The 14,089-nt window shown below is 39.6% G+C and carries 11 protein-coding genes and 1 other RNA gene; 10 read left to right on the forward strand and 2 right to left on the reverse strand.

Annotation, left to right across the window (positions count from 1 at the left end):
* Positions 1 to 1,211: GA-like domain-containing protein (locus CD122_RS07400; protein WP_142381188.1), on the forward strand; the 1,211-nt coding region annotated here is incomplete at its 5' end.
* A gap of 109 nt (positions 1,212 to 1,320) precedes the next feature.
* Here the strand turns inward: CD122_RS07400 and CD122_RS07405 are convergent.
* Positions 1,321 to 1,422, reverse strand: a complete 102-nt coding sequence (locus tag CD122_RS07405) for an SE2200 family small protein (RefSeq protein WP_103358360.1) — start codon at positions 1,420 to 1,422, stop codon at positions 1,321 to 1,323.
* Between the two features lie 17 nt (positions 1,423 to 1,439).
* The gene (gene lqo, locus CD122_RS07410) at positions 1,440 to 2,930 is read right to left on the reverse strand and encodes an L-lactate dehydrogenase (quinone) (protein ID WP_103358361.1); all 1,491 of its coding nucleotides are present in this window, start codon (positions 2,928 to 2,930) and stop codon (positions 1,440 to 1,442) included.
* Positions 2,931 to 3,503: 573 nt separating this feature from the next.
* Between lqo and CD122_RS07415 the strand changes: the two genes are divergently transcribed.
* From CD122_RS07415 to recR, 9 genes are all read left to right on the forward strand, one after another.
* Entirely contained in the window at positions 3,504 to 5,108 is a 1,605-nt protein-coding gene (locus tag CD122_RS07415; RefSeq protein WP_103358362.1) for an L-lactate permease, read from the forward strand.
* A 178-nt stretch (positions 5,109 to 5,286) separates the two neighbouring features.
* Entirely contained in the window at positions 5,287 to 6,729 is a 1,443-nt protein-coding gene (gene treP / locus CD122_RS07420) for a PTS system trehalose-specific EIIBC component (protein ID WP_103358363.1), read from the forward strand.
* A gap of 119 nt (positions 6,730 to 6,848) precedes the next feature.
* Positions 6,849 to 8,489: an alpha,alpha-phosphotrehalase gene (gene treC, locus CD122_RS07425; RefSeq protein WP_103358364.1), complete on the forward strand. Its 1,641-nt coding sequence runs from the start codon at positions 6,849 to 6,851 to the stop codon at positions 8,487 to 8,489.
* Between the two features lie 16 nt (positions 8,490 to 8,505).
* Complete coding sequence (gene treR, locus CD122_RS07430) at positions 8,506 to 9,231, forward strand: trehalose operon repressor (protein WP_103358365.1); 726 nt, start codon at positions 8,506 to 8,508, stop codon at positions 9,229 to 9,231.
* A gap of 60 nt (positions 9,232 to 9,291) precedes the next feature.
* Positions 9,292 to 9,560, forward strand: an RNA gene (gene ffs / locus CD122_RS07435) — signal recognition particle sRNA large type.
* Positions 9,561 to 9,736: 176 nt separating this feature from the next.
* Positions 9,737 to 10,273: a GNAT family N-acetyltransferase gene (locus tag CD122_RS07440; protein WP_103358366.1), complete on the forward strand. Its 537-nt coding sequence runs from the start codon at positions 9,737 to 9,739 to the stop codon at positions 10,271 to 10,273.
* A 316-nt stretch (positions 10,274 to 10,589) separates the two neighbouring features.
* Positions 10,590 to 12,281 carry a DNA polymerase III subunit gamma/tau gene (gene dnaX, locus CD122_RS07445; protein WP_103358367.1) on the forward strand — a complete coding sequence of 564 codons (1,692 nt, stop codon included), beginning with the start codon at positions 10,590 to 10,592 and terminating at the stop codon, positions 12,279 to 12,281.
* Between the two features lie 102 nt (positions 12,282 to 12,383).
* Positions 12,384 to 12,704 carry a YbaB/EbfC family nucleoid-associated protein gene (locus CD122_RS07450; RefSeq protein WP_103358368.1) on the forward strand — a complete coding sequence of 107 codons (321 nt, stop codon included), beginning with the start codon at positions 12,384 to 12,386 and terminating at the stop codon, positions 12,702 to 12,704.
* Position 12,705: 1 nt separating this feature from the next.
* A complete protein-coding gene (recR, locus tag CD122_RS07455; RefSeq protein ID WP_103358369.1) occupies positions 12,706 to 13,302 on the forward strand; it encodes a recombination mediator RecR in 597 nt (198 codons plus the stop codon).
* Positions 13,303 to 14,089: the final 787 nt, after the last annotated feature.

Genomic DNA, 14,089 nt, shown 5'->3' on the forward strand with positions numbered 1-14,089 from the left:
GCATCGAAATTCCAGAAGTGAACGATGCGGATTCAAATGACGTAGCTGATGATGTTGATGCCCAACGAGCAGATGCGGAAAAAGCTGTAGAAGAAGCAAAAGCAGCGGATCAAGCAGCAAAAGACGCATTAGCGAAAGCGGAAGAAGACGGCTTAATCACGCCAGCGGAAAAAGCCGAGTTAGAGGCATTAGCGAAAGAAGCAGCTGACAAAAAAGCGGCAGCGGAAGAAAAAGTCAATGCGTTACCGGAAGATCAAAAAGGTGACTTACCAACAGAACTTGATAAGTTAACAGGTATTGAAATTCCAGAAGTGAACGACGCAGATGCGAACGGTGTAGCTGACGATGTTGATGCGCAACGAGCAGACGCAGAAAAAGCAGTAGAAGAAGCGAAAGCAGCAGATCAAGCAGCTAAGGATGCATTAGCGAAAGCGGAAGAAGATGGATTAATTACACCAGCTGAAAAAGCAGAACTTGAAAAACTTCAAGAAGAAGCACAAGCTAAGAAAGACGAGGCTACTGATAAAGTCAACGCGCTTCCAGAATCACAAAAAGGCGATTTACCTACTGAGTTAGATAAACTAACAGGCATCGAAGTTCCAGAAGTGAACGATGCAGATTCAAATGGCGTAGCTGACGATGTAGATGCGCAACGAGCAGACGCAGAAAAAGCTGTAGAGGAAGCGAAAGCAGCGGATCAAGCAGCAAAAGATGCATTAGCGAAAGCAAATGAAGACGGCTTAATCACACCAGCGGAAAAAGCCGAGTTAGAGGCATTAGCTAAAGAAGCAGCTGACAAAAAAGCGACAGCGACAGATAAAGTCAACGCCCTTCCAGAAGACCAACGTGGAGACTTACCATCAGAACTTGCCAAGTTAACAGGTATCGAAGTTCCAGAAGTTACTAACACAAATACTGGAGATACACCTACTGACCAAGTTGATACTGGTAAACAACAAGAACCAAAAGCACCAGTTAACTCACCAGTAATGCCAAAAGAAACATCAGATAATACAACTGATGTGACGATGGCAACAGGTAAAGTGACAGAAACAAAACCAGAAACACAGCACAAGTCACAAAACAATAAAGTATTGCCAGAAACAGGACAAGAATCTCAGCAAACAACATTGTTTGGTAGTCTGTTTGCAGGATTAGGTGCACTATTGTTCTTCAGAAGACGTAAGAACGAAGAAGAGGAAAGTAAGTAGTTATTTCAAATAGAAAAGCGACAGGACGATTAAAGTCCTGTCGCTTTTTAAATACAAAAAAGCCATATATTCAGGATAAACAGCCTAAATATATGGCAATTTTTAAAGATTAGTATTCGATGTTTGGCATTTTGTTAACGTGTTGTTGATAACGTTTTAATGCAGCTGTTGCAGCACCGATAATAATTGCTACGATCACAAATTTTTTCATGTGGATGCGCACTCCTTTTATTCGTAATAGTTCAATTCTAAGTCTTTAGAAGTTTGTTCACGTGTTTTGCGCATTAATGCTTCATCGTCAATTAATGATTTACCATAAGATGGAATCATTTTTTGGATTTTCGCTGTCCATTCAGATAATTCTTCAGGGAAGTTGCGTTCGATAACTTCTAAAGCAACTGACACAGATGTAGATGCCCCTGGTGATTCACCAAGTAATGCAATAACAGTGTGGTCTTCAGAGTTTACAACTTCTGTACCGAATTGGATGAAGCCTTTACCGTATTCGTCAGTATCTTTGATTACTTGAACACGTTTACCAGCAGTATAAAGTTCCCAGTCAGCGTCGCGTGCTTCAGGAACAAACGTACGTAAGTGGTTCATGCAACCTTCTTTTGTCATTAAAATTTGATCAAAAGAGTATTTCAACAATGGTAAGTTTTTCGCAGCCGATGCTAATAATGTACCAATGTTGTAAGGTTTAACTGACTTGAATAAGTCTAAGTTTGAACCGTTTTTCAAGAATTTAGGGCCAACACTTGCGAATGGTCCGAATAATAATGTTTTCTTACCATCGATAAAGCGTGTGTCTAAGTGAGGCACTGTCATTGGAGGTGTGCCTGGTGGTTCTTTACCGTAAACTTTAACCCCATGTTCTTCGATAACTGATGGGTTTGTACATGCTAAGAATTGACCTGTGATTGGGAAACCACCTAAGTTTTTGCTTTCTGGAATACCAGTTTTTTGTAGCAATGGAATCGCACCGCCACCTGCACCGATAAAGATAACGTCTGCAATTTCAGTTTGAACGTTACCAGTTTGACGGTTAAGTACTTTCACTTCCCATTTGCCATCTTCACGGCGGTGGAAGTTTTTCACTTCATGGTTGTAATGTACGTGTGCATTAGGATGTTTTTCAATGCTACGTGCCATTTTACGTGTTAATTCACCGAAGTTTACGTCCGTACCTTCGTCAATTTTACTTGCAGCCATGATATCATCAGCGCTACGGCCTTTCATCATTAATGGCATCCATTTACGCATTACTTCAATGTCCTCTGTATATTCGATATTGTCGAACATAGGGAATTGTTTCATCGCTTCGTAACGGCCTTTTAAGAACTTAACGTTATTCACGCCACGAACGAAGCTAATGTGTGGTAATGGATTGATGAAATCTCTTGGTGTATCAATGTTTTTACTTTTTACGAGATAGCTCCAGAATTGTTTTGAAATCTCGAATTCTTCATTGATTTCTTTTGCTTTTTCGATATCAATAGAGCCATCTGGTTGTTGTACTGTGTAGTTAAGCTCACAAAGTGCGGCATGTCCAGTACCTGCGTTATGGTTCTCATTCGAACTTTCTTCACCTGGCTGATCTAAACGCTCATAAAGCTTTATATTCCAGTCGGGCTCAAGGTCTTTGATCATTGAACCGAACGTCGTGCTTAGTACACCTGCTCCAATAATAATAATATCTTTGCTGTGTTTGCTTGTCATAAACGATCACCTTTCTATTTGGCTTGAGAGCAAGGCAGTGGTTTACCTTGATACAGTCTATTATATACCACTCTATTTTCATTTTAAATGCTCTGAGCCTATTGAAGTTAAAAAATATCGTGTAGATTGAAAAGATTTACAGGATTGCATGATTCTTCTCAATGTACACAATCACAATTAGTATAATATGTAAATATAAGGACTAAAAGTAATGAGTGACGAGAAATTGTTCATAAAGATGTCATGATTGATATGAAGGTACATTTAAATGTGACCAATTATGAAGTGAATAAAAAAATATATTTAAATATGTACAAAAACGCAACAATATAAGGGAAGTTAAAAGTAAAAAATGATTGTACACAATTCCTTTGGTATCAAGGTTTTTTAAGGGGATTTACCTAATGTAATTCAGCCAATTGTGACAGGAATTTAAGGTAATACGATAAACTAATATCAAGTTAATAAGATAAATATTGAATTAATAAACAAAAACGCTTACAATTTTAGTAAATTAGTCATAAGGTCATCAGATGACTATAAATTTTTCATTAAGTTATTGGGGGAATTTAGATGAATGCCTTATTAATGCTTGTTGCGTTAAGTGCAGTAATCGTACCATTCATTTGTTTGGTTGTTCTACGTATGTCTGCCCTTGTTGGGATGACGATTAGCGCAGTCGTTGTCACAGTACTTGGTTACTTGTTCTGGGGAATTGACGGTGGCGTTATCACTGCCTCTTTCTTACAAGGTGTACATAAAACATTAACAATCATTCTAATTTTATTCGGAGCGTTAACGTTGCTCAACACGTTAAGGGAGACGAATGCTGTAGCACGTATTAACGCAGGATTTCAAAACGTATCACATGATATGCGTGTTCAAGTAATCATTGTTGCATTCCTATTCGGTTCATTAATCGAAGGGGCTTCAGGATTCGGAACACCAGCAATGGTTACAGCGCCACTGATGGTTGCACTTGGGTTCAAACCATTGACGAGTGTCGTGACAGCACTGATTGCAGACAGTGTATCTGTATCATTCGGTGCGGTAGGGACACCAATCTTAGTTGGACTTAGTACATTAAAAGATGCCAACGATACGTTATTCCACATGACAACAATGCGTGTCACAGTCGTTGAATTATTAAGTGGTGTCATGATTCCATTTATTATGGTAGCGACAATGGTCTTCTTCTTCGGGAAAAACGGTAAGGCCAAAGCTATTTTAGAAATCGCACCATGGACGTTATTAATCGGTGTCGTTTATGTATTTACAGCATGGTTCTATGCAATGCTTACAGGTCCAGAGTTCGTATCAATCTTGACACCATTAACAGTTTTAGTCGTAGCGGTATTCACAGCAAGAAAAGGAATTCTAATACCGAAAACAATCTGGCAGGATGCACTTGTGGATGATTATGATGCATCAGCTGCGCCAGCTAAACATGAGATGAGTTTATTATCTGCATGGTCACCGTATTTAATCGTTGTAGCGTTGTTATTATTAACACGTGTTGTCGCACCGGTTAAAGAATTTACAACATCAGTATTTAACTTGTCTTGGAACGAAATTTTGGGATATGAGCGTATCTCATCTAGCTGGGAGTTGTTATACTCACCAGGTACGATTTTACTTGTTTCAGCATTTTTAGCGGTACTTATTCAACGTAAGTCAATTCGTAACTTCACAAAAGCGTGTCGTGAATCAATTAAGACAATTCGAATTACAACAATTACATTGATTGCGACGCTTGCGATGGTGCACGTGTTCAGTAACTCGGGCTTAAACGGTAATGACTTATTAAGTATGCCAGAATTCATTGCAGAAGGTATGGCAAGTACATTTGGTGATGTTTGGCTTGTGATTGCACCATTCTTAGGCGCACTCGGATCATTCATTACAGGTAGTGCGACAGTTTCAACTTTAACATTCGCGCCAATTCAAGCGAACATTGCACAAGCGATCGGTGTAGACGTGTACACGGTGCTTGGTGCACAAGTAATTGGTGCAGCAGCGGGTAATATGATTTGCGTGCATAACGTAGTTGCGGTATGTGCGGTTGTAAATATGCCTGGTAAAGAAGGTAGTGTTATTAGTAAGACACTCGGACCAGCGATGTTGTACTGTATCTTAGCCGGTATCAGTACATTGATTATGGCATCACTATTCTTCTAGAGTGTTAACAATATTGAATATAAGTGGAGTGAAAATCTTTAGGGAAGGGATTTTCATTCCGCTTTTTTATTTGGATGCTAAAAAATAAAAAATGTATAATTTGTGAAAGCCTTTACAAAACTTGTACAGACAAGTTATAATTTGTATATACAAGTTAGAAGAATGAGGAGTGAAAAGCATGGCAGTAAAGCGAACGGATGTACAAGACATTATTGAGGCGATTGGCGGTCCAGAGAACTTACAATCTGCGACACATTGCGTAACGCGTTTGAGATTGGTTTTGGATGATGACAATCAAGTAGATAAGGATAGATTGAGTGATAACCCGCTTGTGAAAGGGCAGTTCAAGGCGGATAATCAATACCAGATTGTGATTGGTCCGGGAACAGTTGATGAAGTGTACAAAGTGTTTATTGATGAGACAGGCACACAAGCAGTGTCGAAGGATGAAGCTAAAGCGCAAGCAGCGAAGAAAGGTAATCCGTTACAACGCTTAATTAAGCTGTTAGGAGATGTTTTCATTCCTATCTTGCCAGCTATCGTAACAGCAGGTTTATTATTAGGGATCAACAATGTTCTAACGATGGAATGGACAAAAGGTGCGCCTTCTATTATTGAGCGTTTTCCAGAAATTGCAGATGTTGCCAATATTATTAATGTAATTGCAACAACAGCATTTATTTTCTTACCTGCATTAGTCGGTTGGAGTGCAATGCGTGTGTTTGGTGGCAATCCAGTACTCGGTATTGTATTAGGCCTTGTGTTAATGCACCCACAATTATTATCACAATATGAAATTGGGACAGCTGAAGAAATTCCAAAGTGGCATATTTTTGGTATTGCGATTGAGCAGTTAAACTATCAAGGACAAGTACTACCAGTATTAATCGCTGCCTATGTGCTTGCTCAAATTGAAAAAGGTATGAATAAGATTGTACCTGATTCTATTAAGTTACTCGTTGTTGCACCAGTAGCATTACTTGTAACAGGCTTCTTAGCATTTTTAGTCATTGGACCAGCAGCGTTATGGATTGGTACAGGTATTACGGTTGCAGTGACAACATTATTTGAAAGTGCCGGCTGGTTAGGTGGCGCAATTTACGGTTTGTTCTATGCACCACTTGTTATTACAGGTCTACATCATATGTTCTTAGCTGTAGACTTCCAGTTAATCGGTAGCTCATTACAAGGTACGTACTTATGGCCAATTTTGGCGCAATCTAACATTGCTCAAGGTTCTGCCGCTTTAGGTGCATGGTATATCTATAAAAAACGTCATATGACAAAAGAACAAGGACTTGCAGCAACATCAAGTTTATCAGGGTTCTTAGGTGTCACTGAACCAGCAATGTTTGGTGTGAACTTACCATTGAAATACCCATTCTTTGCTGCGATTATCACAACAATGTTAACAGGTGCGTTGATTGGTGGCGCAGGTGTGCTTGGTTCTGTAGGTGTTGGTGGTCTTCCAGCAATTATCTCAATCAAACGTGAATTCTGGGGTATCTTTGCAATTGCAACATTGATTTCAATGATTGTACCGGCGATTTTGACAGTAGTATTCTCAAAATTTAGCCGTGAAAAAACGAAGAAAATGGTCGATACACCAGAGACGAAGTAATCGTGTTAAATAGTTAATAACAGATGAATGAAGTAGAATCGTGCGTGATCGCCTTTTCTACTTCTCATTGTTTCTTGCATAAAATGATGACAAAACTAACCATAGAAGGTGACATAATAATGAAAGTACAAGATTGGAAAAAGTCGGTTGTGTATCAAATTTATCCGAAATCATTCAACGATACGACAGGCAATGGTGAAGGTGATTTAAGAGGGATTATCGATAAGTTAGATTATTTGCAGTTTTTAGGCGTGGATTACTTATGGTTAACACCTATTTACGACTCGCCAATGAACGATAACGGCTACGATATTCGTAACTACTATGAAATCAATGAACAGTTTGGCAGCAAAGAAGATTTTCGTGAACTGTTAGATGGTGCACATGCACGTGGACTTAAAATTATTTTAGACATTGTAATCAATCATACGTCGACTGAACATGAATGGTTCCAAGCCGCGCGTCAATCTAAAGAGAGTCCATATCGTGATTTCTATTTCTTTAAGCCATCTCAAGACGGACCACCAACAAACTGGATGTCTAAATTTGGCGGCAATGCGTGGCAACATGAAGATCAAACGGATGAATATTATTTACATTTGTTTGATGTGACGCAAGCAGATCTTAACTGGGAGAATGACAAGGTACGTAAAGCATTACATGACATGATTAATTACTGGATTGATTTTGGTGTAGATGGTTTCCGTTTCGATGTTATCAATCTCATTTCTAAAGGGGCGTTTGAAAACTCTGAAGCGATTGGCAAAGAATTTTATACAGATGGACCACGCGTACATGAGTATATCCACGAGATGAATCGAGAGACGTTCGGCAAGAAAGGGTTAATGACAGTAGGGGAAATGTCTTCAACGACGATTGATCACTGTATTAAATATACGCAACCGGAACGCCAAGAATTAAGTAGTGCGTTTAACTTCCATCATTTGAAAGTGGATTATAAAGATGGTGAGAAGTGGACGAATCAGAAGTTTGATTTGCAGCAATTGAAGTCGATATTAATGGAATGGCAAACGGGTATTTACGAAGGTGGCGGCTGGAATGCGATTTTCTGGTGTAACCATGATCAACCACGTGTCGTGTCACGTTTTGGGACAGATGTAGATGAAACAATGAGACAACAAAGTGCGAAAACACTTGCGATTGTGCTACATTTATTACAAGGAACACCGTATATTTATCAAGGTGAAGAAATTGGGATGACAGATCCGCATTTTACATCGATTGATCAGTATCGAGATGTCGAGTCACTAAATGCATACAATGCGCTTACAGAACAAGGATATGATGAACAGGAAATCCTAACGATTCTTGGTCAGAAGTCTCGAGATAACTCACGTACACCAATGCAGTGGTCTGCGGATGCACATGCTGGTTTTACAACGGCGACACCATGGATTGATGTGGCGCCGAATTATGAAACTATCAATGTTGAAGCGGCACTTGAGGATCCGAATTCCATCTTCTACACGTACAAAAAGTTGATTGAATTGAGACATACGCATGACATTATTACGTATGGTGATATTGTGCCGCGTTATATGGAACATGAACAACTCTTTGTCTACGAGCGTAACTATGAAGATCAGAAGTGGGTGGTCGTTGCGAATATGACAGATCAACCTGCGCAATTACCAAGCGATATTGAGCGTGAAGGAGAAGTTGTGCTTCAAAACGGTCATGTGTCAGATGGTTACCTTGATCCGTATGCGGCGTACGTTATTTCTATAGAATCAAAGTAAGAGGCGGATATAGGCGATGAAAAAACAAAATAAGTTTAGGCACATTTATGAACATATGCGTAATGCAATTGTCGATGGAACGTATGCGTACGGTACACAATTACCATCAGAACATCAGCTAGTGGATCAATACAATGTGTCACGTGAAACAGTCCGTAAAAGTTTGAACATGTTAGTGTCTGACGGCATGATTCAGAAGATACGTGGGAAAGGATCGGTTGTCATCTATCAAGGTGTTACAGAGTTTCCGTTTGCTGATTTGGTAAGTTTCAAAGAAGTTCAACAAGAGAGAGGTAAAGCGCATCAAACGCATCTACATGTTTTTGAAAAGATTGTTGCTAGAGACGTGCCGACTGTTCAACAAGCACTCGACCTTTCAGCAGACACGCGTTTATGGCACATCATTCGTGATCGAAAAATCGAGGGTATTACAAAGATTATTGATGAAGATTACTTATTGTATGATTTGTTTCCCGATTTAACGGAAGACATTCTCTTGGATTCGTTATATACGTATATTGAACAGACGAAAGGTTATGAAATTAGCTTTTCGAGTAAGTCTATTACGTTTGAACCATTTGGCGCTGCGGAATATAAAGTGTTTGGTGATGTGACCCCTGATTACACGGCTACCGTTCGCGGGATTGTGCATTTAAAAGACACGACAAAGTTTCAATATAATATTTCAAAGCACCTTGCGACAGAGTTTCGTTTTGTTGATTTTTCACGACGCCAAAAATAATTGTGTGGATATGGGATTACGCTTGCAAAATGTTGTATATGTATAGTATTATTAATCGTACCGTGCTAAGCGGGGAGGTAGCGGTTCCCTGTACTCGAAAACCGCTTTAGCGAGGCTGAATTCCTTTGTCACGGGTGTGTATTTGTGAGGTCTGCCCAAAGCACGAGGTGTTTGAAGACTTCGGTCCTATGCAATATGAACCCATGAACCATGTCAGGTCCTGACGGAAGCAGCATTAAGTGGACATTCATATGTGCCGTAGGGTAGCCGAGGTTTAGCTATCGACTTTGGTAACGCTTGTGATGCACATTCAACACAAAGGTGCACGGTTTTAATTTGTGATAAATGAACGATTGAATATAGAAAGAGTTGGAATGATACGCATCAGGCGATTGTTTCAGCTCTATTTTTATGTCTGTCCAGTTACGTGCCTGTATCGTGCTGTATAAATGTTATAATAGCTATGGATATACGTAACATTTTAAATAAGTAAGGAGGCGTTAAGATGTCGATTTTTATTAGTACACTTACAGAGATGGATTACGAACCATCCTTACAAATGATTGAACATGCATTTGAAGATGTACCTGAGTCTAAACAAAATGAAGCACAGCTTGTCAAAGGCTTACGTATGGCACCTGATTACCGTTATGAATTGGAAGTCATCGCCAAAACAGCAGACGATGAAATTATCGGTCATGCAATGTGTAGTGAAGTCACAATTCAAAGTGATGAAGCATCCTATACAGCACTTGTATTAGCACCGTTATCTGTGGAACAAGCATACCAACATATGGGAATTGGTAAGGCGTTGGTACAAGCGCTAGAAGAACGTGCGTATGCACAGGAATATACGACGATTGTTGTGTTAGGACATCCTGACTACTATGCACAACTAGGCTATGAGATTGCTGCGAAACACGGCATTACAGTTCCTTTTGAGGTGCCGGAAGAAGTGGTACGTGTGAAATTTTTATGGGATACGTTAGAAGATCCGCCGCATGGAGAAGTACAGTATCCAGAACTGTTCTTCACCGTATAGAAACATAAATGAGGCTTGAAATAGAAACATAAATGAGGCTTGAACTGTTTTGACAACGGGGATGGGAGATTATGAAATCACGCTCTGGGAATCTGATAAGCAGGTCCCAAAAGCAGAAGTTTCGACAGAATGATGTGATTTGATAAAATAAAAAGCTGTTTTACGCATCGCTCTGGTTCTGTTCTAATCCTAAGCGCTTTTGTCCCAATCTTTGTCATCAGAGTTTGAGCTTTTTTGCTGCGAGCATTGTTATCGACACATACAAAAGATAGGGAACATGATATAATGAAACCATTGTATATTCGGAGGTGCAACAGTGGATTATCAAGCACTATATCGTATGTTTAGACCACAAAGCTTCGAGGACGTTGTCGGCCAAGAGCATGTGACGAAAACATTAAAAAACGCAATCGCAAAAGGGAAACAATCGCACGCATATATTTTTAGTGGTCCTAGAGGAACGGGGAAAACAAGTATTGCGAAAATATTTGCGAAAGCGATCAACTGTGAAACGAATCATGACGGAGAGCCGTGTAATACGTGTGCGATTTGTAAAGGTATTACAATGGGAACGAATTCAGATGTTATTGAAATTGACGCCGCAAGTAATAACGGTGTCGATGAGATTCGTAATATTCGAGATAAAGTAAAATATGCACCGAGTGAGTCACGTTATAAAGTCTACATTATTGACGAGGTACATATGTTAACAACTGGTGCGTTCAACGCGTTGTTAAAAACATTAGAAGAACCACCGGCACACGCGATATTCATTCTCGCTACGACAGAACCGCATAAAATACCACCAACGATTATTTCCCGTGCACAGCGTTTTGACTTTAAAGCAATCAATCACGAACAAATCGTGTCGCGTTTGAAGTACGTTGCTGAGACGCAAGACATTGCATACGAGGAAGCGGCGTTAGACTTTATCGCAAAAGCTTCTGAAGGTGGGATGCGTGATGCGTTAAGTATTATGGATCAGGCTATCGCATTCGGAGACGAACATTTAACATTGCAAGACGCACTTGATGTCACAGGAAGTTTGGCAGATGCTGATTTGAACTTACTGTTGAGCGATGTTGTCCAAGGTAACGTACATAGCGCGTTTGAACGCTACCACTCGTTTGTGAGTCAAGGGAAAGAAGTGAATCGACTCATCAATGATATGATTTACTTTGTGCGTGATACGATTATGGCGAAAACAACTGCGACAGCATTCGAATATGATGCGCTAAGTCACTTGGATTTGGATGTCCTTTACAGAATGATTGATGTGATAAACGATACGCTCGTGTCAATTCGCTTTAGTGTTAACCAGAACGTTCACTTTGAAGTATTGCTTGTTAAGCTGTCTGAAATGATTAAATCGACGGCGAGCCAAGTACAGCAAGCACCAGCACAAGCAGGGACACAAGTCGATTCGGCCCTACTAGAGCGTTTGGACAAGCTAGAGTCAGAACTGAAAACATTGCGCTCCCAAGGCACAGGTCGCCCAGCACCAGCTAAAGCGCAACCAGCCAAACGTCGTGGTGGTACGGCAACTTACTCAGTTGAACGTATTGCTAAAGTGCTAGACAATGCGAACAAAGAAGATATTGCACGTATTAAGGAGCGTTGGCTCGATGTCATTCAATATGCGAAAGATCGGGAACAAAACGCTTTAGTAAGCCTACTACAGAATTCTGAACCCGTTGCGGCAAGTGAAGATAAAGTATTAATTAAATTTGAAGAAGAAATTCACTGCGAAATCTTGAAAAAAGATGAAGAAAAGCGACATAGCGTAGAAAAAGTCGTTAAAGACATTATTAATAAATCTGTAGAAGTTGTCGGTGTTCCTGCAGATAAATGGATGCAAGTACGCAGTGATTATATTCAAGGATTAAAACGTGGTGGTACTGACCAACCAGCACAACAAAAACCACAAGAAACACAACCAAGCGCCGTTCAAGCAGCAAAAGATATTTTCGGTGCAGACATTGTCCATGAAGTAGATAGCGAAACATGACAAGTCTAAAAAAGGTATGTATAATTGAAAACAAATGTTGAGGCTACGAAGCTTCAAATAACTATAAAAATAGTGCGAGCGATATAAAGGAGGAACTACATTATGCGCGGTGGCGGTAATATGCAACAAATGATGAAACAAATGCAAAAAATGCAAAAGAAAATGGCTGAAGAGCAAGATAAATTAAAAGAAGAAAAAATTGAAGGTACAGCTGGTGGCGGTATGGTCAAAGTTATCGTAACAGGCCATAAAGAAGTGGTTGATGTTATTATCAATGAAGAAGTTGTAGACCCAGAAGACGTTGAAATGTTACAAGACTTAGTACTTGCAGCAACAAACGAAGCAATGAACAAAGCAGATGAATTAACAGCAGATCGTTTAGGCAAACACACTAAAGGTCTTAACATTCCAGGGTTGATGTAGTATGCATTATCCACAACCTATATCAAAGCTCATTGATAGCTTTATGAAACTGCCAGGCATTGGTCCCAAAACGGCTCAACGTCTGGCTTTTCATGTACTAGAGATGAAAGAAGGCGATGTTGTTCAATTTGCTAAAGCGTTAGTAGATGTGAAACGAGAACTAACGTATTGTAGTACGTGTGGTCATATTACAGAACAAGACCCATGCTATATTTGTGAAGACAAACAACGCGACCGTTCAATTATTTGCGTTGTTGAAGATGATAAAGACGTTATTGCTATGGAAAAGATGAAGGAATACAAAGGTCTATATCATGTCTTGCACGGCACAATATCACCAATGGATGGTATTGGACCGGAAGATATTAACATTCCAGCACTTGTTGAACGTTTAAAAGATGAAGGCGTTCAAGAGTTGATATTAGCGATGAACCCTAATTTAGAGGGAGAGTCTACAGCAATGTACCTATCACGACTCGTGAAACCATTAGGCATTCGTGTGACACGTCTTGCACAAGGCCTGTCTGTGGGTGGCGACTTGGAGTACGCAGATGAAGTCACATTATCCAAAGCCATTTCAGGACGTACAGAGATGTAATAGTGTATAGAAGGAAAGTGTTTGTGGGAGAAGCGTTCAGGCTGTGAAAGGGAGCTGAGTGATTCAGGAGTGGGACAGGTATCTCATTGATTAAAAAGATACTGTTGTCCTACCCCGGCATGGATGAGTAGATATGAAAAAGCTTGTAAAAGCGTATTTTCATATGAGTCAGTCACTGCCTTATCCATGAATTCTCAAACATTAATGTCCTGTCCTCATATCTAAATGTTTTTGTAGAGTCAGTATTACAAGATTCGTATTCAAGTTGTTGGTTCCCCAATGCATAACCTTATGGTGCAATGGTCTCCATACTTTTAATAAACTTTCTTCAGTATAAGGGGAAGTGTGAGCGCCCCGCTTAGATTTTTAAATATAAAGTCTGAGTAGGGCGCTTAATGTTTATCTGGTTATATATGGAACGGGCATTGTTGGAGATTTTAAAGAAATGATAGGGGAACAAGCCTATATTTCAAGTTATTCCAGGAAAAATTGGTAATAACTATTCAAAAAGATAAAAGGGGCTAAAGAGTGTAAATTTTAGCGTTGTTAAAAAACTTGAGAGGCTGTATAGTTATATCTTGTTGAGCGGCAAACAAGTTGCTTGAACAAAAGACGAAAAAGAATTTTAAAAAAGTTGTTGACTTAGATTAGTAACTTGTGTATAATTAATTCTTGTCGAGTCAAAAGAAAAAGACATGAACATTGAAAACTGAATGACAATATGTCAACGTTAATTCCGATAATTTGAGTACTCAGAGTAGTACTTTCAAGAGTGATTGACTTAAAC

The organism is Staphylococcus rostri, assembly GCF_002902145.1.
In the GTDB taxonomy this organism is placed as follows: domain Bacteria; phylum Bacillota; class Bacilli; order Staphylococcales; family Staphylococcaceae; genus Staphylococcus; species Staphylococcus rostri.

Excerpts from the sequence above, each read along its gene's own strand:
- CD122_RS07405 (WP_103358360.1), bottom strand. The coding sequence starts at position 1,422 with ATGAAAAAATTTGTGATCGTAGCAATTATTATCGGTGCTGCAACAGCT.
- lqo (WP_103358361.1), bottom strand. The coding sequence starts at position 2,930 with ATGACAAGCAAACACAGCAAAGATATTATTATTATTGGAGCAGGTGTA.
- CD122_RS07415 (WP_103358362.1), top strand. The coding sequence starts at position 3,504 with ATGAATGCCTTATTAATGCTTGTTGCGTTAAGTGCAGTAATCGTACCA.
- treP (WP_103358363.1), top strand. The coding sequence starts at position 5,287 with ATGGCAGTAAAGCGAACGGATGTACAAGACATTATTGAGGCGATTGGC.
- treC (WP_103358364.1), top strand. The coding sequence starts at position 6,849 with ATGAAAGTACAAGATTGGAAAAAGTCGGTTGTGTATCAAATTTATCCG.
- treR (WP_103358365.1), top strand. The coding sequence starts at position 8,506 with ATGAAAAAACAAAATAAGTTTAGGCACATTTATGAACATATGCGTAAT.
- CD122_RS07440 (WP_103358366.1), top strand. The coding sequence starts at position 9,737 with ATGTCGATTTTTATTAGTACACTTACAGAGATGGATTACGAACCATCC.
- CD122_RS07450 (WP_103358368.1), top strand. The coding sequence starts at position 12,384 with ATGCGCGGTGGCGGTAATATGCAACAAATGATGAAACAAATGCAAAAA.
- recR (WP_103358369.1), top strand. The coding sequence starts at position 12,706 with ATGCATTATCCACAACCTATATCAAAGCTCATTGATAGCTTTATGAAA.